At 64.9% G+C, this 23,313-nt stretch carries 26 protein-coding genes; 13 read left to right on the top strand and 13 right to left on the bottom strand.

The features are described from left to right. Positions 1–62: 62 nt before the first annotated feature. On the bottom strand, positions 63–764 hold the full coding sequence (locus HOY44_RS19945; RefSeq protein ID WP_287437196.1) for an invasion associated locus B family protein: 702 nt from the start codon (positions 762–764) through the stop codon (positions 63–65). 529 nt (positions 765–1,293) lie between these two features. Here HOY44_RS19945 and HOY44_RS19940 point away from each other — a divergent pair. Beyond that, a complete protein-coding gene (locus HOY44_RS19940) occupies positions 1,294–2,871 on the top strand; it encodes a helicase HerA-like domain-containing protein (protein ID WP_287437194.1) in 1,578 nt (525 codons plus the stop codon). Here HOY44_RS19940 and HOY44_RS19935 read toward each other — a convergent pair. From HOY44_RS19935 to HOY44_RS19925, 3 genes are all read right to left on the bottom strand, one after another. Next, positions 2,858–3,511, bottom strand: a complete 654-nt coding sequence (locus tag HOY44_RS19935) for a M23 family metallopeptidase (RefSeq protein ID WP_287437192.1) — start codon at positions 3,509–3,511, stop codon at positions 2,858–2,860. The genes HOY44_RS19940 and HOY44_RS19935 overlap by 14 nt on opposite strands. Before the next feature lie 63 nt (positions 3,512–3,574). After that, entirely contained in the window at positions 3,575–4,345 is a 771-nt protein-coding gene (locus HOY44_RS19930; RefSeq protein ID WP_287437190.1) for a hypothetical protein, read from the bottom strand. Positions 4,346–4,406: 61 nt separating this feature from the next. After that, positions 4,407–5,732, bottom strand: a complete 1,326-nt coding sequence (locus HOY44_RS19925) for an HlyC/CorC family transporter (RefSeq protein WP_008328534.1) — start codon at positions 5,730–5,732, stop codon at positions 4,407–4,409. A gap of 80 nt (positions 5,733–5,812) precedes the next feature. On the opposite strand from HOY44_RS19925, the gene HOY44_RS19920 reads away from it, so the two are divergent. The 3 genes from HOY44_RS19920 to HOY44_RS19910 all read left to right on the top strand — a co-directional run bounded on the left by HOY44_RS19920 (position 5,813) and on the right by HOY44_RS19910 (position 9,470). Continuing rightward, positions 5,813–6,628, top strand: a complete 816-nt coding sequence (locus HOY44_RS19920; RefSeq protein WP_287437188.1) for a metallophosphoesterase family protein — start codon at positions 5,813–5,815, stop codon at positions 6,626–6,628. Between the two features lie 116 nt (positions 6,629–6,744). Further along, entirely contained in the window at positions 6,745–7,512 is a 768-nt protein-coding gene (locus HOY44_RS19915) for an SDR family NAD(P)-dependent oxidoreductase (RefSeq protein ID WP_287437187.1), read from the top strand. A 176-nt stretch (positions 7,513–7,688) separates the two neighbouring features. Then, a complete protein-coding gene (locus HOY44_RS19910) occupies positions 7,689–9,470 on the top strand; it encodes an SLC13 family permease (RefSeq protein WP_287437186.1) in 1,782 nt (593 codons plus the stop codon). A 4-nt stretch (positions 9,471–9,474) separates the two neighbouring features. On the opposite strand, the gene HOY44_RS19905 is transcribed toward HOY44_RS19910, so the two are convergent. Genes HOY44_RS19905 through HOY44_RS19895 form a run of 3 tightly spaced genes read right to left on the bottom strand, consistent with a single transcriptional unit; the run spans position 9,475 to position 12,583 of the window. Beyond that, positions 9,475–10,053: a retropepsin-like aspartic protease family protein gene (locus HOY44_RS19905; RefSeq protein WP_008328540.1), complete on the bottom strand. Its 579-nt coding sequence runs from the start codon at positions 10,051–10,053 to the stop codon at positions 9,475–9,477. A gap of 45 nt (positions 10,054–10,098) precedes the next feature. Further along, positions 10,099–10,725 (bottom strand): MarC family protein, encoded by a 627-nt coding sequence (locus tag HOY44_RS19900; protein WP_287437185.1) that lies wholly within the window; start codon positions 10,723–10,725, stop codon positions 10,099–10,101. 16 nt (positions 10,726–10,741) lie between these two features. Then, entirely contained in the window at positions 10,742–12,583 is a 1,842-nt protein-coding gene (locus HOY44_RS19895; RefSeq protein ID WP_287437184.1) for an ABC-F family ATP-binding cassette domain-containing protein, read from the bottom strand. Between the two features lie 204 nt (positions 12,584–12,787). On the opposite strand from HOY44_RS19895, the gene ndk reads away from it, so the two are divergent. Then, positions 12,788–13,210: a nucleoside-diphosphate kinase gene (gene ndk / locus HOY44_RS19890; protein WP_008328547.1), complete on the top strand. Its 423-nt coding sequence runs from the start codon at positions 12,788–12,790 to the stop codon at positions 13,208–13,210. A gap of 133 nt (positions 13,211–13,343) precedes the next feature. Further along, positions 13,344–13,595, top strand: a complete 252-nt coding sequence (locus tag HOY44_RS19885; RefSeq protein WP_287437183.1) for a hypothetical protein — start codon at positions 13,344–13,346, stop codon at positions 13,593–13,595. A 3-nt stretch (positions 13,596–13,598) separates the two neighbouring features. Here HOY44_RS19885 and HOY44_RS19880 read toward each other — a convergent pair whose 3' ends face one another. Genes HOY44_RS19880 through HOY44_RS19870 form a run of 3 tightly spaced genes read right to left on the bottom strand, consistent with a single transcriptional unit; the run spans position 13,599 to position 15,004 of the window. Further along, positions 13,599–14,486, bottom strand: coding sequence for a CE1 family esterase (locus tag HOY44_RS19880; protein WP_008328556.1), 888 nt, complete (start codon positions 14,484–14,486; stop codon positions 13,599–13,601). Further along, positions 14,483–14,809 (bottom strand): TfoX/Sxy family DNA transformation protein, encoded by a 327-nt coding sequence (locus HOY44_RS19875; protein ID WP_287437182.1) that lies wholly within the window; start codon positions 14,807–14,809, stop codon positions 14,483–14,485. The genes HOY44_RS19880 and HOY44_RS19875 overlap by 4 nt, the downstream gene beginning before the upstream one ends. A gap of 54 nt (positions 14,810–14,863) precedes the next feature. Then, positions 14,864–15,004: a hypothetical protein gene (locus HOY44_RS19870; protein WP_008328563.1), complete on the bottom strand. Its 141-nt coding sequence runs from the start codon at positions 15,002–15,004 to the stop codon at positions 14,864–14,866. A 311-nt stretch (positions 15,005–15,315) separates the two neighbouring features. On the opposite strand from HOY44_RS19870, the gene HOY44_RS19865 reads away from it, so the two are divergent. Continuing rightward, positions 15,316–16,185, top strand: coding sequence for an MBL fold metallo-hydrolase (locus HOY44_RS19865; RefSeq protein WP_287437181.1), 870 nt, complete (start codon positions 15,316–15,318; stop codon positions 16,183–16,185). Between the two features lie 75 nt (positions 16,186–16,260). On the opposite strand, the gene rplI is transcribed toward HOY44_RS19865, so the two are convergent. From rplI to rpsF, 3 genes are read right to left on the bottom strand one after another with little or no spacing between them, the layout of a single operon-like run. Continuing rightward, a complete protein-coding gene (rplI, locus tag HOY44_RS19860; protein WP_138423112.1) occupies positions 16,261–16,893 on the bottom strand; it encodes a 50S ribosomal protein L9 in 633 nt (210 codons plus the stop codon). A gap of 12 nt (positions 16,894–16,905) precedes the next feature. After that, positions 16,906–17,133, bottom strand: coding sequence for a 30S ribosomal protein S18 (gene rpsR / locus HOY44_RS19855; protein ID WP_008328567.1), 228 nt, complete (start codon positions 17,131–17,133; stop codon positions 16,906–16,908). Positions 17,134–17,152: 19 nt separating this feature from the next. Beyond that, on the bottom strand, positions 17,153–17,518 hold the full coding sequence (gene rpsF, locus HOY44_RS19850) for a 30S ribosomal protein S6 (protein WP_008328568.1): 366 nt from the start codon (positions 17,516–17,518) through the stop codon (positions 17,153–17,155). A gap of 309 nt (positions 17,519–17,827) precedes the next feature. Here rpsF and HOY44_RS19845 point away from each other — a divergent pair, with 309 nt between their 5' ends. The 6 genes from HOY44_RS19845 (at position 17,828) to mltG (ending at position 23,246) form a co-directional block, all read left to right on the top strand. Beyond that, a complete protein-coding gene (locus HOY44_RS19845) occupies positions 17,828–18,421 on the top strand; it encodes a hypothetical protein (RefSeq protein ID WP_287437170.1) in 594 nt (197 codons plus the stop codon). 75 nt (positions 18,422–18,496) lie between these two features. Then, entirely contained in the window at positions 18,497–19,438 is a 942-nt protein-coding gene (fabD, locus tag HOY44_RS19840) for an ACP S-malonyltransferase (protein WP_287437168.1), read from the top strand. 27 nt (positions 19,439–19,465) lie between these two features. Then, complete coding sequence (gene fabG, locus HOY44_RS19835) at positions 19,466–20,203, top strand: 3-oxoacyl-[acyl-carrier-protein] reductase (protein WP_008328572.1); 738 nt, start codon at positions 19,466–19,468, stop codon at positions 20,201–20,203. A gap of 218 nt (positions 20,204–20,421) precedes the next feature. After that, positions 20,422–20,655, top strand: coding sequence for an acyl carrier protein (locus HOY44_RS19830; RefSeq protein ID WP_008328573.1), 234 nt, complete (start codon positions 20,422–20,424; stop codon positions 20,653–20,655). A 171-nt stretch (positions 20,656–20,826) separates the two neighbouring features. Continuing rightward, positions 20,827–22,095, top strand: coding sequence for a beta-ketoacyl-ACP synthase II (gene fabF, locus HOY44_RS19825; protein ID WP_008328580.1), 1,269 nt, complete (start codon positions 20,827–20,829; stop codon positions 22,093–22,095). Continuing rightward, entirely contained in the window at positions 22,095–23,246 is a 1,152-nt protein-coding gene (gene mltG, locus HOY44_RS19820; protein ID WP_008328582.1) for an endolytic transglycosylase MltG, read from the top strand. Before fabF ends, mltG begins: the two co-directional genes overlap by 1 nt. The last annotated feature ends 67 nt before the right edge of the window (positions 23,247–23,313 follow it).

Raw genomic sequence — 23,313 nt, 5'->3', positions numbered from 1 at the left:
TGAAACGAAAACCGCCGCACCCGGTGGGGCGCGGCGGTTCGTTCGTCCAATTTGAGCTTCGCTTACTGCGCGGCTTCCGCTGCGGGTGCGGCGGCCTCAGGGGCTGCCGGCTGCTCGAGCGAGTCATAGGCGGCGGTGAAGCCCTTGAGCGACAGCGGCAGTTCGACCTTCTGGTCGGGGGCCGCGACCGGCACCACCGTCAGGGTCGCCGAGCCGCCCGCTTTGAACGCCGCCACTTCGGCCGAAGTGTAGCCGATCTGGGCGACACAGCCGTTCGGATCGCAGAAGCGGAACGGGTAGCGCTTGGGCGCGGCGCTGTCGACGCCGATGGTCATCTGCTGGGTCAGCAGAACGCCGAGCGGCACGATAATCATCGAACCGGCTGCGGCCTCGTTGCCTTCCGGCAGCTTACCGATCGAGACTTTGCCGACCGGCGCACCTTCGGGCTCTTCACGCAGGAACTGGGTGATCTGGCACGGCGCGGGGCCGTCGTTGCCCGGAATGCGCAGGCATTCGCGCTGCCAGTCGTCGAACACTTCGTCGACATAGGTTTCGACCTGCGGCGCTTCCGTCGTTTCGCCCATGTCGAGGTCCGGGTTGCCGGTCGCTTCGTCAGCGGCGGCCGGGGCCTCTTCGGTTGCGGGGGCATCTGTGGCGGGCGCTTCGGCGGCCGGTGCGTCGCCTTCGTTGGTGTCTTGCGCGTAGGCCGCACCGCCCAGCGCGATCAGCGCGGCAAGGCCAAGAGGTTTCAGGATCGTTGCCATTGTGGTTTCCCTGTTTCCGTCCGGAGTTGTCGAAGGACCCACTAACATGAGCCTTGGATGAGGTCAGCCCCCGATTTGGTCCGCGCAGATTTCCGCCCATGCGGGCAGGGGGCGTCGGGTGTCCGGACAAGGGGTCGCCACGATAGAAAAAGGGCCCGCAAACTGCGAACCCTTTCTCGTTTTTTTGTTCTCCCTGCCGGACTGGCCGACTTATGGGCAGGACGCTACGATGAAAGATGAGACCCGTCAACAGCCCATTCGCGATCTGTGATGGAACCCGTAACGGATCGTGAAGACGTGCCGCAGACGCATGAAAACAAGGGGCTTCACCTCTGGTGATCCCCTCTTCACCGCGATGCGCCGGACCGGGCGCAAAAAAGACCGCGCCCCAAGGGGCGCGGCAGTCTGACAGGGAGGAAGTCATCCGGACCCAAATGGACATGCGTCCGGATGCGGATCACTCTGGCAGGAAAGGGTTAAAAATGTATTGTCACCTGAGAACGTTGCAGGACTAAGGGGTATTCGGGGCATGGTTGGCGGACTGGACGGGGCGATTTTCGTGGGTGGCGGCGGCGAGGAGTATGCCACCAAGCAGGGGTTGCTCCTGAAATACGCGAACCGGCACGGGCTGGTCGCGGGCGCGACCGGGACCGGCAAGACCGTCACGCTCCAGATCCTGTCCGAAGGGTTCTCCAAGGCCGGTGTTCCCGTCTTCGTCTCGGACGTGAAAGGCGATCTCTCCGGTCTCGCCGCGACCATGAGCGCCGACCACAAGCTGCATGAGCCATTCCAGAAACGCGCGGGCGTCATCGGGTTCGAGGATTATGCCTACGAGGCGTTCCCGGTCACCTTCTGGGACATCTACGGCGAACAGGGCCATCCGATCCGCACGACGGTGAGCGAGATGGGGCCGCTGTTGCTCTCGCGTCTCCTCGAACTCACGGACGTGCAGGAAGGGGTGCTCAATATCGCCTTCCGCGTCGCCGACGAACAGGGCATGCCGCTTCTCGACCTCGAAGACCTTCAGGCGCTTCTGGTCTGGGTCGGCCAGAACGCCGAGGATCTGTCGCTGCGCTATGGCAACGTCGCCACCGCCTCGGTCGGGGCGATCCAGCGGGCGCTTCTGGTGCTCGAAAACCAGGGCGGCAAACGGCTGTTCGGGGAACCGGCGCTGGAATTGTCCGACATGATGCGGACCGAGCCGAACGGGCAGGGCCGCATCTCGATCCTCGCCGCCGACAAGCTGATGGCATCGCCCAAGCTTTACGCCACCTTCCTGCTCTGGCTGTTGTCGGAACTGTTCGAGGAACTGCCCGAAGTGGGCGATCCCGACAAACCCAAGCTGGTGTTCTTCTTCGACGAAGCGCACCTTCTGTTCGACGATGCCCCCAAGGCGCTGGTGGACAAGGTCGAACAGGTCGCGCGGCTCATCCGGTCCAAGGGTGTGGGCGTCTATTTCGTCACGCAAAACCCGGCGGACGTGCCCGAGGACGTGCTGGGCCAGTTGGGCAACCGTATTCAACATGCCCTGCGCGCCTTTACGGCCAAGGATCGCAAGGATCTGCGGCAGGCGGCGGAAACCTATCGCGATAACCCCCGCTTTTCGACCGAGGACGCGATCCGCGAGGTCGGCGTGGGCGAGGCGGTGACATCCTTCCTCGAAGCCAAGGGCGCGCCGGGGGTGGTGGAGCGCACGCTGATCCGCCCGCCGTCTTCGTATCTGGGCGCGATCGACCCGGCCTTGCGCAAGTCGGTGATCGACACCTCACCCATCGCGGGCAAATACGAAGCCCTGATCGACCGGGAATCCGCGGCGGAAATCCTCGCCGCCCGCGCCGAAGCGGCAGCGAAAGAGGCCGAAGCGGCGGAAGCCGCCGTTGCCGAACCCGAGGACGCAGCAGGCCCGCGCGAATTCAACAACGCCCGCCGCTATGACGGTGGCCGCAGCCCAAGCCGGACCACCCGCAAGACCACGAAGAAAGACGACCGCTCGTTCGGCAGTCAGGTGGGCGAAGAGGTGACCAAGGTCATCATCAAGGAGCTCAAGGGCACCACGGGCCGCCGGATCGTGCGCGGCATCTTCGGAACCATCTTCAAGGCGCGGTGAGCCCCGGCGACGAGCTTCCCCGGCAGACGACCGGATAGGTGATCTTGTCGGCAGGGGCGGTCTGACCCCGGAAACAGGTGACACGTCCCGGTCCGTCGACCCAGTTTCCGTTCGGGTCCTCCTGCACCATGCCCTGCCACCAGTTGTTGCCGGATCTGACCCGCGCGCCCGGTTCGACCTCGCGGTGATATTCGAAATGCAGGTGGGGATAGGACGACAGAAGCCCGGTCTCCCCGAGCGTGCCGATGGGGGCGCCCCGCGCGACGCGCTGCCCGACCTCGGCCTGACGCGCGGCAAGGTGGAAATACAGCGTCTGGACGCGCCGCCCGGTCGCGTCCTTTCCGTGGTCAATGACGATCCGGTTGCCATAGGCCGGTTCATACAGGCTGATCGTCACGACCCCCGGCGCGGCGGCGATCACCGGCGTTCCCGTCGCGTCGGCCACGTCGATGCCCATATGGCCGGGTTGGCCGGTGGGGGTCACGGGAATGAACTGCTGCGCGATGGCGGGGGCCGTCGCGGGCATCGTCACGGGGATCGCGGCGACATGGGGCGGATAGGGCACCGCCGTTCCCGGACCGCGCGCAAGACACCCCGTCAGCACCGCGGACATCGCCACGAAACACAAAACACGCCGCATCCGCATCCCTGCCCAATTAGATCCGCTGCGATCTTAGCGGCACGTGGCGCTGGACCGGAAGTCTCAGCTATACTTTCGCTCGTGGCGGGCGAGTTTCTTCTCGGCCCCCGCCAAGGCGTCGCGCATCGCGTCCGACAGGTTGGTGGTGCCAAGCCGCTTGGGAGTCAGCACGCCCGAATGGGCCGCGCAGAGCCGCTCGGCCCCGTTCCAGCGCGTGACGATCCCGGCGCCCCAGTCGCGAAAGGCGCTGGCCGCCCCGGCGCGTTTTTCCAGCGCCATCGACAGGGTCGGGTGCACACCCAGCTTGCCGGATTTGCCCTCGGAGCGGGGCGGGCGATAGTTGAACGTGTCGTCCACATGGATCGTGCCGCTCGCCGGATGATAGGCGAGGACCGAGCCGCAATGGATTTTCTCGTTCGCCGGGATCAGTTCGATCCCGTCCGGCGTCGTGAACTCGAGATCGGGGGCGAACATCGCCCAGAGCGCCGGGTCGTTCGACGTGAGGTTGCCCCATTTCAGCTTGGGAAACAGGCGCACATGGCGCGGCGTGCCGTAATGCGTGGCATCGGGAAAGTCGCGTTGCATCGCCTCGCTGTGAAGCGTGTGGAACGGATGCAGGTTCACCACCGCGACCACGTTCGCACGGCCCCCGGTGATGGTGTCGACCTCGGCAAGCAGGTCGGGCGACAGGGTGTAGCTGTCCAGCATGACGAACCGACCGTCCGACAGGCGCACGAGCGAGGCCTGCGTGCCGATTTCGATCAGCCCGCCCAGCTTGAAGCTGCCCCGGATGTTCCAGAACCCGTTTCCGCAGTCGATGATCCGTTCGCGCATGACCCCTCCGTTTTGCGAAACCTATGAACCGGGCGGTTCGCCGGGAAGACCGGACCTTGCGTCAGGCGCCGAGTTTGCGGATTTTCAGGCGCGCGATCCGGTTGTCGACGCGCTTGGTCACCTCGAACCGGAACCCGTGGAAGGAAAACACCTGACCCTCGTTCGGGATCGTCTGCGCCTCGTGAATGACGAGGCCCGCGATGGTGTTGGCTTCTTCATCCGGCAGAGCCCAGTCGTTCGCGCGGTTGAGGTCGCGGATCGTCATGCCGCCGTCCACCGAATAGCTGCCATCGGACAATAGCCGGTTGTCGCCCGCGTCGTTGGTGTCGAATTCATCGGTGATCTCGCCCACGATCTCTTCGAGAATATCCTCGAGCGTGATGAGGCCCTGAAGCGCGCCATATTCGTCCACGACGAGGGCGAAGTGGGTCTGACGCTTCAGGAACTCGCGCATCTGGTCGTCGAGCGTCGTGGTCTCGGGGATGAAATAGGGCTTCATCGCCACGCTGAGGATGTCGAAGGTTTCGAACGCCTCGGTCCGGCCCGTCTCGCCCGCGGCCTGACCAGCGGCATACATGGCGCGGCTCAGGTCTTTGGCGTGGATCACGCCCACGATGTTCTCCTGCTCCTCGCTGTAGATCGGCAGGCGGGTGTGGGGCGACGACAGCGCCTGTTCGAGGATCTCGGTCGGCGATTTCGAGGCGTCGATCATCTCGATCTGGCTGCGGTGAAGCATGATCTCCTCCACCGTCCGGTCGCCCAGATCGAGCGCGCCCAGAAGGCGGTCGCGGTCCTCTTTTTCAACCGCGCCTTCGTGGTGGCCCAGCGTGATCGCACCCGCGATCTCCTCGCGCACGGCAAGGATCTGGCTGTCCGGGTCGGTCTGAACGCCGAAGGCGCGCAGGATCAGCCGGACCAGACCCCGCACGATGCTCACGATCGGGGCGAGGACGAAGATGACGATACGGATCGGGGCCGACACCCAGCCCGCCGCGCTTTCCGGGCGGGTGATGGCATAGGTCTTCGGCAGCACCTCGGCGAAGATCAGGACCAGCAGCGTCATGATGATCGTCGCGTAGGCCACGCCGCTGTCGCCGAAGAGGCGCGTGAACAGCGCGGTCGCCAGTGCCGAGGCGAGGATGTTGACGAAGTTGTTGCCCAGAAGGACGGACCCGATCAGGCGCTCGTTGTCTTCGGTGATGACCAGCGCCCGCTCGGCCTTCTTGTCGCCCTTGTCGGCCTTGGCGCGCAGTTTCCCGCGCGAGGCGGCGGTCAGTGCCGTCTCGGACCCGGAAAAGAACCCGGACAGGATCAGGAGGAGGAGGATGGCGCCGACACTTGTCCAGAAGGCGGTGTCGAGCAGCGTGCCGGTGTCGGCTGGGGTCATTGTGATTGCGTCTCTTTGGAATGATCGTGTTATGGTTCTCCGAAGCGCCCGTTTCAAGTGGGCGTGTCTGGGAGGACACCATGAAAATCACCGATCTGGGCCGCCTCGAAGGCCCGGTGGTGCTGTGGGGCGGGGCGCTTGGCAACCTGTCCGCGCTTCTGGCGCTGCGCGACGTTACGCGGGACGAGGGGATCGCGGGCGGGAACATCCTGTTCACCGGCGATCTCGCGGGCTACTGCGCCGAGGGCGAGGCCTGTGCGGACATGGTGCGCCGACGGGGCTGGCGCGGCATCGCGGGCAACATCGAAAAACAACTGGCGGACGGGGGCGCCGATTGCGGCTGCGGCTTCGCAGCCGGTTCGATCTGCGACACGCTGTCGGTCAAATGGTGGGCGCATACCAACGCGACGCTGTCGACCGCGAGCCGCTACTGGTTCGCGGGCCTGCCCGATCTGGTGGTCTTCGAACATGCCGACCGCCGCTATGCCGTGATCCACGGCGGTGTCACCGACGTCTCGCGCTTCCTGTGGCCCGTGTCGCGCCAGCCGGAATTCGCCGAGGAGATCGGCGCGATCGAGGCCGAGGTCGGCCCCGTGGACGGCGTGGTGGCGGGCCATTGCGGGTTCGGGTTCCAGCGCGTCGTGGCGGGGCGGCGCTGGATCAACGCGGGCGTCATCGGGATGCCGCCCAACAACGGGGTGCCGGGTGGGCAGTACGTGCGGCTCGACCAGAAGGGCGCCCATATCCGACGCCTGTCCTACGACCCCGCGCCCTCGGTCGCAGCCATGCGGCGGGCCGGTCTGACGCAAGGTTACAACGATGCCCTCACCACGGGCCGGTGGCCGTCGGAAGAGATCCTGCCGGACGAGATGCGGCGAAAGGTGATGGCGAGATAGGCGCCCGCCCGCGAACGTTACGTCACCCGGCGCGGCGCGCCCCGCCTCGTATACCGATCACGTTGCGCAGGTGTGCAGCGGCTGCTACCCACCAAGCAACCAAGTTGGAGGACAGCATGCAGATTTCCAAAGAGACCCCCGTCGTCGTCACCGGAGGCGCCTCGGGCCTCGGTGCCGCCGTGATCCGTGCCATGGCCGAAGCGGGCGCGCCCGTCGGCATCTTCGATCTGAACGAAGAGGCGGGCACGAAACTCGCCGAAGAACTGGGCGGGGCCTTCGCCAAGGTCGACGTGTCGGATGCCGACAGCGTCGCCGCCGGGTTCGAAACCGTCCGCGCCAAGAACGGTCAGGAGCGGATCATGGTGAACTGCGCCGGGATAGGCACCATCGGTAAGGCGGTCAGCAAAGGGGTCGTCCACGACCCGAACGCTTTCGCCAAGACCCTGATGGTCAACACCGCAGGCACGTTCTATTGCGCGTCGCAATCCGCGCTCGGCATGATGCAGGCCGAACCGCTGACCGAAGACGGCGAGCGTGGCGTGATCGTCAACACCGCGTCGGTCGCGGCCTTCGACGGCCAGATCGGTCAGGTGGCCTATTCCGCGTCCAAAGGTGCGGTCGCGGGCCTGACCCTGCCGCTCGCGCGCGAACTGTCCCGCGACGGCATTCGCGTCTGCACCATCGCGCCGGGGCTGTTCCTGACCCCGATGATGGAAGGACTGCCGGAAGAGGCGCAGAAAAGCCTCGGCACGCAGGTTCCGTTCCCGTCGCGCCTTGGCAAACCGTCCGAATATGCCGCCATGGCCCGCCATATCGTCGAGAACTCGATGCTAAACGGCGAAGTGATCCGTCTGGACGGCGCGATCCGGATGGCCCCGAAATAAGCCGGTTCAGGCGGGTCTCCGCCCGCTTTCGACGCTGATACGAGCCGGCCCGCGTGCATCCGTCACGCGGGCCGATTTCATTCTTGCATCGGGCAGGAAAAATAACTCCAGTGCCCATGAACACGGGCGCGCGTCCATGCGTTTCCCCCGGACGTTCGGATTGGATCAGGGCAATCATGACCTCATTCCTCGGAGTCGACCCGGCCATCGTCGCCTTGGGCCTTCTGCTCCTCCTCTTCATCGCGTTCACGATCGAGAAATACCCGCCCGAAGTCACGGCGGCGGGGGGTGCCGCGCTGTTCATCGTGCTGGGGCTGACCCCGACCGACGAGGTGATGAGCGTGTTTTCCAGCTCCGCCCCCATCACCATCGCCGCGATGTTCGTCGTGTCGGGCGCGCTGGTGCGGACGGGCGTTCTGGACAGCCTTGCCGGGCTGGTGATCGGGCGGGCGCAGACGCGGCCTGTGCTCGCGGTCCTGATCTTCGTCTTCGCCACCATCGTCGCCTCGGCCTTCATGAACAACACCCCGGTGGTGCTGGTCCTGATCCCGGTCGTGATCCGGCTGGCGGCGAGCCTGAACCTCGCCTCGACCCGGCTGTTGATCCCGCTGTCCTATGCCGCGATTCTCGGCGGCACCTGCACGCTCATCGGCACCTCTACCAACATCCTCGTCGACGGGGTGGCCCGCGACGCGGGGCTGGAGCCGTTCTCGATCTTCGAAATCGCGCCCGTCGGTATCGTCGTGGCCGTGGTCGGCGGTCTGTCCATGCTGATCCTCGGGCGTTTCCTGCTGCCCGACCGGGCATCCGACCTGCCGGACGATAACGAAGAAACGGCGTTCCTGTCGGAAATCACCATTCGCGCCGACTATCCCCAGATCGGCGAGGCTCTGGGCAAGGTCGCGGATTTTCAGCGGGCCGGCATCCGGATCACCGGGGTTCGGCGCGGGCCGCAGATCGAACGGCGCGACCTGTCGGACATCGTGCTGCAAAAGGGCGACGCGGTCATCCTGTTCGCTCCGACCTCGGAGCTTCTGACACTGGCCCAGCAATCCGGCCTGCGCGTCGGTCTGCGCCGATCCATCGAACTGGACGCAAGCGCCAAGGTCCGCGTGGCCGAGGCCATCGTGACACCATCGCGCCGGTCCTCCGGGGTGCGGATCGCCGACCTCGCGCTCGGGCGCCGGGCCGGGATGCGCGTGCTGGGCGCCTATCGCCCGAACCACATCGCCGGTGCCGATCTGTCGAGCGTGCGCCTGCGCCCCGCCGACAAGCTGCTGCTCGACGGCACGGCGGAGGGTTTCGAGGAACTCACCCGTTCCGGCGACGTGATCTCGGTCACGGAACCCGGCGGGCGCGCTTTTCGCCGCCGTCAGGCCCCCATCGCGGTGCTGACGCTGGTGGGGATCGTGGGCCTCGCCGCTTTCGACATCCTGCCCATCGGCATCCTCGCACTGCTGGGCGTCGCGCTGATCCTCGTTCTGCGCTGCATCGACAATGACGAGGCGTGGTCCTCCATCGACGCCTCGATCCTCGTCCTGATCTTTTCCATGCTCATCATCGGACTTGGATTGGAGGCGACCGGCGCGGTCGAACGGATCGTTCAGATGCTGGTCCCGTGGCTCGACGGGCTGTCCCCGTTCATGGCACTGCTCGCGGTCTACGTGGTCGGGTCGATCCTGACCGAGGTGGTGACGAACAACGCGGTGGCAGTGATCTTCACCCCCATCGCCATCGGACTCGCGACCCAGATGGGCGTCGACCCGCGCCCCTTCGTCGTCGCCGTCATGTTCTCGGCCAGCGCGAGCTTCGCGACCCCCATCGGCTACCAGACCAACACGCTGGTCTACGGTGCGGGCAACTACAAGTTCGCGGATTTCCTGAAAATGGGCGTGCCGATGAACCTGATCGTCGGGGTGACGGCAGTCGTGGCGATCAGCCTGTTCTTTCCGCTCTGACGGTTCACCGCGTGAGGATCAGCATGTCATCCGCGATCTCGATCCGGTCGAAGCGGCGCAGATAGGTCATGCCCAGTAGCGACATATCCATCGCCCCCTCGTTCACGTAAACGCGCACGTCGCGTTCCGTGATATCCCCCAGAACCATCTCGTCGACCGTGGTCGGCGCGGTGCGCACCTCGCCGTTCGCGGTCATGGCGGTGCCGATGAAGGGCAGGTCGTCGGGGTTCAGCCCGACCCGGCGCGCGTCGTCCATACTGAGCACCACCTGACTGGCCCCGGTGTCGACCACGAAATTCACCGGCGTGCCGTCGACCTCGAGCGTCAGATAGAAATGCCCGTCGGGGCGGCGCGGCACCTCCACCACACCCTGCGAGACGACCGACTGGCGTGGCATCACATCCCGGCTGATGTCGTTCCACAGCCCATAGGCGCCGATCGCGCCCACGAAGATGAGCGCCCAGATCGCGAGCTGTTGCAGGCTCTTGCCGAGATTGGCCTTGTTCATCATGAAGAACGACCCGATCACGGCGGCGCCGAGCAGGACGAGGTAGGTGAGACGACCGATTTCGTAACTATCCATGCCGTATCACATAGGCACGGGGCAGGGCGGTTTCCATGCGGCGGATCAGCCGAACAGCCCGGTCTGCGCCAACCCGTCGATCATGAACTGGATCGCCAGCGCCGCCAGCAACATGCCGAGCAGGCGGGTCACCACGTTGATCCCGGTGTCCTTGAGGTATCGCCCCAGCGCCCCCGCGGCGAGGAAGAAGGCGAAGACGCAGACCAGCACCGCGACCATGACACCGACGATGGCCAGCTTGCCCACCACCTTGTCCGCCCCGCCCATGAGCAGGATCATGGTCGCCATCGCGCCGGGCCCCGAGATCAGGGGCATGGCCAGCGGGAACACGCTGGGATCGTCGGCGGGGTCCAGCACGCTCGCCTCGGACTGGCTCTCGCGCCGCTGCTTGCGCCGCTCGAACAGCATGTCGAGCGCGGTCAGAAACAACAGCGCACCGCCCGCGATGCGAAAGGCCGCCATCGAGATACCGAAAAGGTCGAGCACAGCCTGACCCGCCAGCCCGAAGATCATCAGGATCACGGCGGCGACCAGAACCGCGCGCACCGCCACCACCCGGCGATGCGGGGCCGTCATATCTTTGGTCAGCGCCAGAAACACCGGCGCCAGCCCGATCGGGTCGATAATCACGAACAGCGTGACGAAGGCGGGCAGGAGCGCGTCGAAACTCATGGGGTCACCCTGCGCGTCAGGCCTGCGCCCTGTCGAGCTTTTCCTGCGCCTGCATCCAAAGCGCCTCGGCCCGGTCGAGCCCGTCCATCACTTCGGCATATTTCTTCTGCCAGACTTCCATCTCGCCGACCTTGGACTTGTCATAGAGGTCGGGGTTGGCCAGCTTCTTGGCCAGCTTCTCGCGCATATCCTCGAGCTTTTCGACCCGCGCCTCGCATTTGCGCACCTCGGAACGCAGCGCGAGCACCTCGTCACGGCTGGCCTTTCTGGGCTTTGGCTTCTCCTCGGCCGGCTTCTCCGGCTTGTCCGAGGTGAGCAGAAGTTTGCGGTAGGCTTCGAGGTCTTCCTCGAACGGCGTCACGCGCCCGCCCTTTACCAGCCAGAGCCGGTCGGCAACTAGCGACAAAAGGTGCATGTCGTGGCTCACCAGCACGACCGCGCCGGTGTATTCCGTCAGCGCCTCGACCAGCGCCTCGCGGCTTTCGATGTCCAGATGGTTGGTCGGCTCGTCGAGGATCAGAAGATGCGGCGCGTCGATGGTGGCGATGAGCAGCGTGAGCCGCGCCTTCTGCCCCCCCGACAGCCGCGCCACGACCGTTTCCGCCTGCTCGGCGCCCAGCCCGAAGCCCGACAGCCGCGCACGCAGGCGGGCCGGGGTTTCGTCCGGGCGCAGCCGCCGCAGGTGGTCGATGGGTGTTTCGTCCGGGTAAAGCTCGTCCATCTGGTGCTGGGCGAAATAGCCGATGCGCAGCTTGGACGCGGTGGTGACACGCCCGCCCATCGACGCCAGCCGGCCCGAGATCAGCTTGGACAGTGTCGACTTGCCTTCGCCGTTTTTCCCCAGAAGCGCGATCCGGTCGTCCTGATCGATGCGCAGGTCCAGCTTCGACAGCACCGCCTTGCCGTCATAGCCCACCGATCCGCTCTCGATCGCCACGATGGGCGGCGACAACTCCTCCGGCTCCGGGAAGGTGAACTTGCGCAACGCCGCTTCCTGCGGCGTCACCGTGAACTTCAGCTTCTCGATCATCTTCAGACGGCTTTGCGCCTGCTTGGCCTTGGTCGCCTTCGCCCGGAACCGATCCACGAAGCTTTGCAGGTGATCGCGCCGCGCCGCGTTCTTGCGGTTCTCGGCCTCGGCCACGGCCAGACGCGCCGCCCGCGTTTCGGCGAAGGTATCGTAGCCGCCCTTGTAAAGCGTGATCTTCTTGGCCTCGAGATGCAGGATCGACCCGACCGCGCGGTTCAAAAGCCCCCGGTCGTGGCTGATGACCAGCACGGTGTGCGGATACTTGGCGAGGTAGCTTTCCAGCCAAAGCGCCCCTTCGAGGTCCAGATAGTTGGTCGGCTCGTCCAGAAGCAGCAGATCGGGCTCGGCGAAGAGCACGGCGGCCAGCGCCACGCGCATCCGCCAGCCGCCGGAAAAATCCGAACAGGGCCGGGCGTGGTCGGGATCATCGAACCCCAGACCCTTGAGGATCGAGGCCGCGCGCCCTTCGGCGCTCCAGGCGTCGATGTCAGTGAGCCGCGCCTGAATCTCGGCGATCCGCGCCGCATCCTCGGTCTCTTCCGCCAGAAGCGCGGCACGTTCGGTATCGGCGGCCAGCACGGTGTCGAGCAATGACACGTCGCTTGCAGGCGCTTCCTGCGCGACTCCGCCGATCTTGGCCCCGCGGGGCACGGAAATCGTTCCGGTCTCCAAGGTCAGTTCGCCCCGGATCAGCCGAAAGAGCGTGGTCTTGCCGGTCCCGTTGCGCCCCACCAGCCCCACCTTGTGCCCTTCGGGGATCACGGCGGAGGCGTGATCGATCAGCGGACGGCCCTCGACCGAGTAAGTGATATCGTCGATCCTCAACATGCCCGCCTACTGCCCGAACCCCAAAGGCGCGTCAATTCCGTCTTTCCGGTCCTGAAATATCCCGGGGGGTTTGGGGGGCTGGCCCCCCAACCTGATCGGCGTGCGCAAGCGCGTCGAAACCCCTTTCCCCCAAAACCGCCCCATGCTATCCGCCGCGCGACGATTGCAACCGGGCTTCGCCCGCGACACGAAAGAGGGACCGACATGGCCATTCAACGCACGTTCAGCATCATCAAACCGGACGCCACCAAGCGCAACCTGACGGGCGCGATCAACGCCAAACTCGAAGGCGCGGGCCTGCGCATCGTGGCGCAGAAGCGCATCAAGCTGTCGAAAGAGCAGGCCGGTGTGTTCTACGCCGTCCACAAAGAGCGCCCGTTCTACGACGAGCTGTGCGAATTCATGTCGTCCGAACCGATCGTGGTTCAGGTTCTCGAAGGCGAGAATGCGATCCTGAAGAACCGCGAAGTCATGGGCGCCACCAACCCGGAAGAGGCCGCCGAAGGCACCATTCGCAAGGAATTCGCCCTGTCGATCGGTGAAAACTCGGTCCACGGCTCCGACGGTGAAGACACCGCCGCCGAGGAGATCGCGTATTTCTTCTCGGGTCTCGAACTGGTCGGCTGATCCGCCCGTCCCGTGACACTTTGAAAGGCCGCGTTAACCGACGCGGCCTTTTCTTTTGGGCGGCTCGCCAGGTGTTAACCCCAAATTAACCGGTCCGCTCCCACGCTGAATGCGTATCCGGGAGTCATGTACCATGCCTGAAGTCGATGCCATTTCCGTCGCCCACGATGACCTTGTAAGCGCCCTCGCGCAGCGGTTCGATGTGCGCGAGGTCACCGACGAATTCGATGAGCCGATGGTGATCCTCGCGACCGCGCTGCCGATGGGTCAGACGCTCGTGCATCTGGAAGACATCGGGATGGAGGTGGCCGGCAGCGCGCTTGTCCCGCGCGGCGGCGACAGGGGGGCGGTCTATGCGCTTTACGCGCAGGGGATGACGCCCTGACCCTTACCGGATCGACGAGAAGAACGACCAGACGAAGGCGGTGCCTTCGACCTCTTCCGTGCCCCGGCCAAGCACCGCGACGGGCAGGTCCGGTCCACCGCCCGGCCATTTATGGCCCAGCCCCTCGATCGACAGGGTCCAAATCGGCACGCTGCATCCGGCGAGGCGCGTAAAGTTCGCCTTGGTGTCGTCGTCGCGCCGGTCGTAGCTTTTGAGTTCACCCGGCCCGGTGCAGCCCGCCTTGCCCGCGAACATATCGATCGTGTCCTGCTGGCTGATGAGCGACAGAACCGTGTCGCCCTGCATCGGCAGGTCGCCACCCTCGGCGGGAATGACCGGGTCGTTGGTGCCGTGGATCGACAGAAGCGGCACCGCCGGGGTGCGCGCGCAATCGTCGAGCAGCGCCTTGGGCAGCGGCATCGAAACCGTCGCGATCCCCCGGATTCCGCCGCGCTGACAGGCATAGGCAAAGCTCATCTGGGCACCCAGCGAAAAGCCGACCATGAAGATGCGGTCGCGGTCGATCCGGTATTGCTGCGCGGTCAGCCCGATCACCTGATCGAGATAGGCGATATCGTCGCGGCGGGGGCTGGGTTCGAAGGTGCCCGTGCCCTGACCGATGTCCCAGACCCGGTTCACCGCATTGGGGAACACGGCCACGAAGTTGTGCTTCTTGGCGAATTCCCCCCACTTGCCGCGCGTGGTTTCGATCATCCGGTTATCGGTCTGGAACACGCCGTGAAGCACGAGGACCAGAGGCATCTCGCCCTGCGGCTCGTCCGGCGCGAAGACCTGAAACCGGCGCGGAAAGCCCTCCATCTCGAAGCGCACTTCGCTTGCGGCAAGCGAGCCGGGCAGGAGAAGAAGGATCAACAGGAAAAGTCGGATCATCGTGGGGCCCTCACTCCGATTTCGTCGAGCATCGCTTCGATGCCGGTCAGATCGCGCGACGCACTGGCCTTGAGCGCGTCGAAGCGCAGCTTCAACGCGTCTTTCTCGGCGCCCTTGCAATCGTTCCAGGGACGGCCCTGCAACCCCATGACAAGGGCGTAATATCCGATGAAATGCGCAGGTTCGCCCGCCGCCAGCCATTGCGCATAGGCGGCGTCCGCCCCCAGCGCACGCAACGCTTCCGCCGAGCCGATGCCGGCTCGTTCAAACCCCTCGGCCGTCGCCGGACCGAGATTCGGAATGGAGGTTACGGGCGTCGCCATCCGCCGATCCTGCGAGGGCAGGGGCGGCGGGTCAATCCGCTACGTGTGCGAGTCTCAGATCGCGGCCCAGTCGGTGATGACCGGCTTGGGTTTGGGCGCTTCGGCTTCGGCCTTGCGCTCGGTCTGTTTCGCTTTGGTATCACGGCTCGCGGCGGGTTCGCGCTGCTCGATGCGCGGATCCTTGTAGGTTGCCATCTGCCTCTTCCTTTGTGTTGGCTTGCGCACGTCCAACGTGCGAGCCGGTGGGTTGATCCACCCTGACACCCCTCTTTTTCGGGGGTTGTCCGATGACGCTGCGCGCGCAATCGGGTCAGAGCGTGGCGGAAATACGGCGAGATCGTGGCGCTCGGCAAGATGCTTAATGCACTGTGAACGCGGGATTTTGCGCATGAGCGGAAGGGCGCTCAGGGGGCGCTGGAAATCCGCCGTCCGACCCGAAAAACAAATTCATGGAACAGAATGCGTTTGCCTGTGTTGTCCCGGTGAGCAACGACACAGGAGGCAGCATGAAACGCCCGATCGTCAAAAGCTTCTGGGACGAAACCACCGGAAGCTGGCAATACGTCTTTCACGACCCGGTCACCCTGAAAGGTGCGGTCGTCGACCCGGTTCTGGATTTCGACCGCCGCGCAGGAGCCGTGACGCATGGGAACGCCGACCGGATTCTGGAGTATATCGCGGAGACGGGGATCGAGGTCGTCTGGATTCTCGACACCCATCCCCATGCCGACCACTTTTCGGCCGCGCAATACCTGAAACAAAAGCTCGGCGCGCCCACGGCCATCGGGGAGAAGGTGACCGGCGTTCAGGCGCTTTGGCGCGACTACTATCACCTGCCGGATCAGCCGGTGGACGGTTCGGCCTGGGACCGGCTGTTCGCCGATGGCGAGACGTTCATGGTCGGGGATCTGGAGGTTTCGGTGATGTTCACGCCGGGGCATACGCTGGCCACGATCACCTATGTCGTGGGCGATGCGGCCTTCGTGAACGACACATTCATGATGCCGGACGCGGGGACCAGCCGCGCCGATTTTCCCGGCGGCAATTCAGCGGACCTTTACGCGAGCCTCAAGCGCATTCTGGCACTACCCGACGAGACGCGCCTGTTCGTGGGGCATGACTACGGGCCGGATGGGCGCGAGCCGGCCTGTTGCGCGACGGTGGCCGAGCACAAGGCCCGCAACAAGCATCTGAGCGGCGATGTGTCGGAGGCCGACTATCGCGCCACCCGCGACGCGCGGGATGCGACCCTCCCGTTGCCCGACCTGATGCTCTACGCGCTTCAGGTCAACATCCGGGGCGGGCGGCTGCCCGAGCCGGAGGCGGACGGGCGGTCCTATCTCAAAGTGCCGGTGGACCTGTTCGAGCCGCGTTGACGCGGCCTACCGCCCGGACAAGAAAAAGGGCCGCGCGACACGCCGCACGGCCCTTTCCGGAGATTGGACTGACGATTACTCGTCGTCCGATTCTTCTGCCGGGGCTTCTTCGGCGACACCGGCGGCTTCCGCCAGTTCTTCGTCGTCCGAAGCGGCGGCACCCAGATCGTCGAACAGCTCGGCGATCTCGAAATCGGCGGCGGCTTCTTCTTCCGCGGCCAGTTCCTGGATCGACTTGCCCGAAGCTTGAATCTCGGCTTCTTCCGGCGAACGGGCCACGTTCAGCGTGATCGCGACCATGACCTCGGGGTGCAGGTGGATTTCCACCTCATGCAGACCCAGCGTCTTGATCGGTTCACGGATCAGGACCTGCTTGCGGTCGACCGTGAAGCCCTCTTCCGTGGCAACGTCGGCGGCGTCACGGGTGGTGACCGAGCCGTAGAGGTTGCCGCCGTCCGAGGCGGAGCGAATCACGATGAACTGCTTGCCGTCGAGGTTCGAGGCCAGCGATTCAGCTTCTTTCTTCGTTTCCAGATTGCGTGCTTCCAGCTGCGCTTTCTGGGTTTCGAAGTGTTCGATGTTGGCTTTCGACGCGGTCAGCGCCTTGCCCTGCGGCAGAAGGTAGTTGCGCGCAAAGCCGGGCTTTACGTCGACCACTTCGCCCATCTGGCCAAGCTTGGCCACACGTTCGAGAAGGATGACTTCCATTGGACCTCTCCCTTACTTCACGGCGTAGGGAAGCAGGGCGAGGAACCGGGCGCGCTTGATGGCACGGGCGAGTTCACGCTGCTTCTTTGCCGAAACGGCGGTGATGCGGCTGGGCACGATCTTGCCACGCTCAGAGATGTAGCGTTGCAGGAGTTTCGTGTCCTTGTAGTCGATTTTCGGTGCGTTGTCGCCAGAGAACGGGCACACCTTGCGACGGCGGAAAAACGGTTTCGCGGCCATGGTTTAGCTCCTTCCCGGCTTAGCGGTCACGACGCTCGCGGCGGTCGCCACGATCGCCACGTTCGTCTTTTTTCATCTGAACCGACGGGCCTTCTTCGTGGGCGTCGACCTTGATGGTCAGAACGCGCATCACGTCGTCATGCAGGCGCATCAGGCGTTCCATTTCCTGAACGGCGGTCGACGGCGCGTCCGTTTTCAGGAAGGCATAGTGGCCCTTGCGGTTCTTGTTGATCTTGTAGGCCATCGTCTTGACGCCCCAGTATTCCGAGTCGACGACTTTGCCACCGTTGTCGGAAAGGACGGTCGAGAAGTGCTCGACAAGGCCTTCGGCTTGCGCGTTGGACAGGTCCTGACGCGCAATCATCACATGCTCGTAAAGCGGCATGGGGTCTCCAGTTTTTTCAGGCGCGCTTCAAAGAACGGATAAACCTTCCGCATCCGTTCACGAGAGGCCACGCGGTTCACTCAGTCACGGAAGGAAGCGCCTACCTACACGGATCACGTTCGATTGCAAGGAAAACCGACCTAACCGATGGGGCGGTCCGCCGCCGCGCAAAGGTATGGTTAACCTACCGATGTCCCTTATTAACAAGGGAATATGCCGCCAAAACACCCGGCACATGCCGCATTCCCGCCCCAGTTGATTAAGAAGTTTCTACTAACGGAACTGCAAATCGGGACGCGGGTAACGAACATGAACGCAATCGTTGGCCTCTCTCTGCCGGACGCAGAGATCGAAAACGAAATGTGGAAAGACGTGCGTGGGGCCAACGACGGTCTCACCACGATGACGCCCTGGGGCTACGTGATCGGCACGGGCAACACCGACGGCAGCCTGATGCTGCGGCAATCGCTGGCGCGGTTCTTCGGGATCGTCCTGTTCATGTCGGGCCTGACGCTCGGCCTGTTGCCGGACGGCGCGGCCGGGTCGGGGCTGATCGCCATGAAACTTGGCGGCATGGTGATCTTCATGCTGGTGGGCGCCGTGCTTTTCCGGGCCGGGCGGGAACGTCCGGGCATCGAAATGCACGTCGATCTCAAGCACAAGGTGATCCGTCTGGGCAACCGCAGCCTGACCGGCGACTTCCAGCTTTCCGACCTTCTGCGCTTCGACGAGGTGCAATCGGTCTTCATGCTGCGCGGGACCGACAAGACCTCGCCCTCGCGCCTTTACCTGCGGCTGGGCGAGAACATCGCCATCGAGATCGCCAAGGGCAAACGGAACGCGCTGGAACGCGTGCGGCAGCGTCTGACCTATGATCTGACCTACGGCGCGAACCGCGCCTGACGCGCCGCGCCGGGCGTTGCACCCGCGCACGCCCCGCGCTATCCCCCCTGTCAGCATATGGACGAGGGAGGGGACATGACCCGCGCATTCGTTTTTCCGGGACAGGGGGCACAGACCATCGGCATGGGGCGTGACCTTGCCGAGGCTTATCCCGCAGCCCGCGCCGTGTTCGACGAGGTCGACGAGGCGCTGGGGATCAAGCTGTCCAACATCATCTGGAACGGCGAGCAGGACGAGCTGACGCTCACCCAGAACGCCCAGCCCGCGCTCATGGCCACGTCGCTGGCCGCGATGCGCGCGCTCGAGGCCGAGGGCGTGACGATGGACGCCGCCGGGTTCGTGGCGGGCCATTCGCTCGGGGAGTATTCCGCGCTCGCGGCGGCGGGGGCGCTGACGGTATCGGATACCGCGCGCCTGCTGCGCACGCGGGGCGAGGCGATGCAGAAGGCGGTTCCGGTCGGTGTCGGCGCGATGGCCGCGCTTCTGGGTCTGGATTTCGAAGCGGCCAAGGCCGTCGCGGAAGAGGCCGCGCAGGGCGAGGTCTGTCAGGCTGCGAACGACAACGATCCGGCGCAGGTCGTCGTTTCGGGCCACAAGGCCGCCGTCGAGCGGGCCGTCGAGATCGCGAAAGAGAAGGGCGCGCGCCGGGCGGTGATGCTGCCCGTGTCCGCTCCGTTCCACTGCGCCCTGATGCAGCCCGCCGCCGACGTGATGGCCGAGGCGCTTGCGGGCGTCACCATCAACGCGCCCGCCGTGCCGGTCGTCGCCAACGTGCGCGCCGAGGCGGTGAGCGACCCGGATACGATCCGCGCGCTTTTGATCGAACAGGTGACCGGCTCGGTCCGTTGGCGTGAAAGCGTGGCGTGGATGGCCGCGAACGGCGTGACCGAGACGTGGGAAATCGGCGCGGGCAAGGCGCTGACCGGCATGATCCGGCGGATCGACAAGAGCCTGAACACCCTCACCATCGGCGCACCGGATGAAGTGAAGGCCGCCGCAGAACAGGCCGCCGGTTGAGCGGCGCACATAAACAGAGGACGAGACATGTTTGATCTGACAGGAAAAACCGCGCTGGTGACCGGCGCGTCGGGCGGCATCGGCGGCGCCATCGCCACGGCCCTGCATGGTGCGGGCGCGACCGTCACGCTTTCGGGCACCCGCGAGGGACCGCTGAACGACCTTGCGGCCACGCTGGGGGACCGCGTGCATGTGATGACCTGCAACCTGTCGGACCCCGAGGCGGTCGATGCGCTGCCGAAACAGGCGGCCGAGGTCATGGGCGGGCTCGACATCCTCGTGAACAACGCCGGGATCACCAAGGACCAGATCTTCATGCGCATGTCGGACGAGGACTGGCAGAACGTCATCGACGTGAACCTGACAGCGACCATGCGCCTGTGCCGTTCCGTGATGCGCCCGATGATGAAGGCGCGTTGGGGCCGGATCATCAACATCTCGTCCATCGTCGGCGCGACCGGCAATCCGGGGCAGGTGAACTATGCCGCGTCCAAGGCCGGTATGGTCGGCATGACCAAGTCGATCGCCTATGAGGTGGCCAGCCGTGGCATCACCGCGAACTGCGTGGCTCCGGGCTTCATCGCGACGGCGATGACCGAGAAACTGACCGACGATCAGAAAGAAAAGATCAACGCCCAGATCCCCGCCGCGCGCATGGGCACGCCCGAGGAAATCGCCGCTGCGGTGCTCTATCTGGCCTCGCCCGAGGCGGGCTATGTCACCGGCGCGACCCTGCATGTGAACGGCGGTATGGCGATGCTCTGAGAGCGTCTTTGTCCGGTTGGTAAACGATACCTTGACGGCGCGTGCGGCGCGCGGGACAAATCGTTTGCCCCCGACCGGCTTTATGTTAAAGGGGGCGCAGTTTCGACCCCGGGATAAATGGGACTCCGGGGTGCGCCTCGCACCGACGGGGACAGTTCAAGCAGCTCCGCAAGGGGCAAACGAAAGGGCCAATGGCCTGAAAACTGTGAGGATATGATATGAGCGACGTCGCAGATCGCGTGAAGAAAATTGTTGTCGAGCACCTCGGCGTTGAAGAGGACAAGGTCACTGAATCGGCCTCGTTCATCGACGATCTCGGCGCCGACTCGCTCGACACCGTCGAGCTGGTCATGGCCTTCGAAGAAGAGTTCGGGATCGAGATCCCCGACGACGCCGCCGAGTCGATCCAGACCTTCGGTGATGCGGTCAAGTTCATCTCCGAAGCGGCCTGAGCCACCGGAGAGTGTTAAGCGGACGGCGCCTTCGGGCGCCGTTTTGCATTTTGGGGAGGAGATCGCGAAGTCCCGCCGTCACCGGACGAAAGGGGCGTTTCGCGCTTGCCACATGGGGGTTTGAGAGGCTATCCAGCCCCCGGCAAAGACAAACGAAAAAGGGCTGTCTACATGGACAAGCGTCGCGTCGTCGTAACCGGTCTGGGCATGGTTTCGCCCTTGGCTTGCGGGGTTGAGGAAACCTGGAAGCGTATTCTGGCAGGCAAATCGGGCGCTGCCCCGATCACCCGGTTCGACGCCTCCCGCGTCGTCACGAACTATGCCTGCGAAATTCCCTACGGCGACGGCTCCGACGGCACTTTCGACCCTGACGCTTGGATGGAAGCCCGCGACCGGCGCAAGGTCGACGATTTCATTCTCTACGGCATGACCGCCGCGACCCAGGCGGTCGAAGACGCGGGCATCGGAGAGCTCGACGAAGAAGAGGCGCTGCGCACCGGCGTCATGATCGGTTCCGGCATCGGCGGGCTGAACTCGATCGCTGAGACGGCGGTGATGATACAGGAGAAGGGGCCGCGTCGCGTGTCGCCGTTCTTCATCCCCGGCGCTCTCATCAACCTCATCTCGGGTCAGGTCTCGATCAAATACGGCTTCAAGGGCCCGAACCACGCGGTCGTCACCGCTTGTTCGACCGGCGCACATGCGATTGGCGACGCCGCGCGGCTCATCATGCTGGGCGATGCCGACACGATGGTCGCGGGCGGTGCGGAAGCGGCGATTTCCGAGATCGGGATCGCGGGCTTCAACGCCTGCAAGGCCCTGTCGACGAAACGTGCGGACAACCCCGAAACCGCCTCGCGCCCCTATGACACGGACCGCGACGGTTTCGTCATGGGCGAGGGGTCGGGCGTCGTCGTGCTCGAAGAATACGAACATGCCAAGGCGCGCGGCGCCAAGATCTATGGCGAGATCCTCGGCTATGGCCTGTCGGGCGATGCCTATCACATCACCGCGCCGTCCGAAGACGGCGACGGGGGCTTCCGCGCCATGACCGCCGCGCTGAAATCGGCGGGTCTGACGCCGTCCGACGTGGATTACATAAACGCCCACGGCACCTCGACCATGGCCGACGTGATCGAACTGGCCGCCGTCGAACGTCTGCTCGGGGATCATGCGGCCAAGGCCACCATGTCCTCGACCAAATCCTCCATCGGGCACCTTCTGGGTGCGGCGGGGTCGGTCGAAGCGATTTTCTCGCTGCTCGCCCTGCGCGACCAGATCGCGCCGCCGACCATCAACCTCGATAATCCGGCCATCGAGCCGAAGCTGTCGCTGGCCGCGAACAAGGCCGAGGAACGCGAGATCGAGGTGGCCCTGTCCAATTCCTTCGGGTTCGGCGGGACCAATGCCTGTCTCATCATGGGTAAGGTGGCCGATTGATGTGGCGAAACATCGCCTCCAACGCGCTGTCCCTGTCCATCGTCGCCCTCATCGTCCTTGGCGGTGTGATCGGCTGGGGCAAGCGCGAATACGTGGCCGAGGGGCCGCTTGAAACCGCGATCTGTCTTAAGGTCGAGACGGGGTCGAACTTCACGCGCGTGTCCGAGGCGCTGGACGCGCAGGGCGCGATTTCCAGCCCTTCGATCTTTCGCATGGGAGCGGACTATTCCGGCAAGGCGACCGAGCTCAAGGCCGGGTCCTTCCTCGTCGAAGAACACGCCTCGATGGAAGAGATCGTCGATATCGTCACCCGCGGTGGCGCTTCGACCTGCGGGACCGAGGTCGTCTATCGCATCGGCGTGAACGCGGCCGAGTATCAGGTGCGCGAACTGGACCCGGCCACGCAAAGCTTCAACCTCGTCGCCGAATTCGACCCGGATGTTGAGGCGCCCGCCGATTACACCCGCGTGCGTGGGCAACCGGACACGCGCTACCGCGTCGCCATCGCCGAAGGCGCGACCTCGTGGCAGATCGTGGATGCGCTGAACAAGGTCGAATTCCTGTCGGGCGAAATCACCGAGGTGCCGCCCGAGGGGATGCTGGCCCCCGACAGCTATGAAATGCGGCCCGGCGACGACCGTGCCGACCTCATCGCCCGGATGCGGGCCTCGCAGGAAGAACGCCTCGCCGCCGCGTGGGAGGCCCGCGATCCCGACGTGCCCTACGAAAGCCCGGAAGAGGCGCTCGTCATGGCGTCGATCGTGGAAAAGGAAACCGGCGTGCCGGAAGAACGCGGTCAGGTCGCCAGCGTCTTCGTGAACCGTCTGGAACAAGGGATGCGCCTGCAAACCGACCCGACGGTGATCTACGGCATCACACGCGGGCAGGGCGTACTGGGCCGTGGGTTGCGTCAGTCGGAACTGCGGGCCGAGACGCCCTATAACACCTATGTCATCTCCGGCCTGCCGCCGACGCCCATCGCCAACCCCGGCATGGCCTCGATCGAGGCTGCGCTGAACCCGGACACGACCGACTATCTGTTCTTCGTGGCGGACGGCACGGGCGGCCACGCCTTTGCGCAGACGCTGGAAGAGCACAACCGCAACGTCGCGCGCTGGCGCGAGATCGAAGCGGAACGCGCGAACCAATAGCGGTGGCGATCAGGCGGCGTGCGCCCCAAGGGGCGCGCGCGGGTTCTTCGGCGTTGGCTTCAGATTC

The sequence above is a fragment of the Maritimibacter sp. genome, assembly GCF_016774595.1.
GTDB classification, from domain to species: Bacteria; Pseudomonadota; Alphaproteobacteria; order Rhodobacterales; family Rhodobacteraceae; genus Maritimibacter; species Maritimibacter alkaliphilus.
The sequence above is the reverse complement of the archived record's forward strand: the minus strand, read 5'-3'. Positions and strand labels throughout refer to the sequence as shown.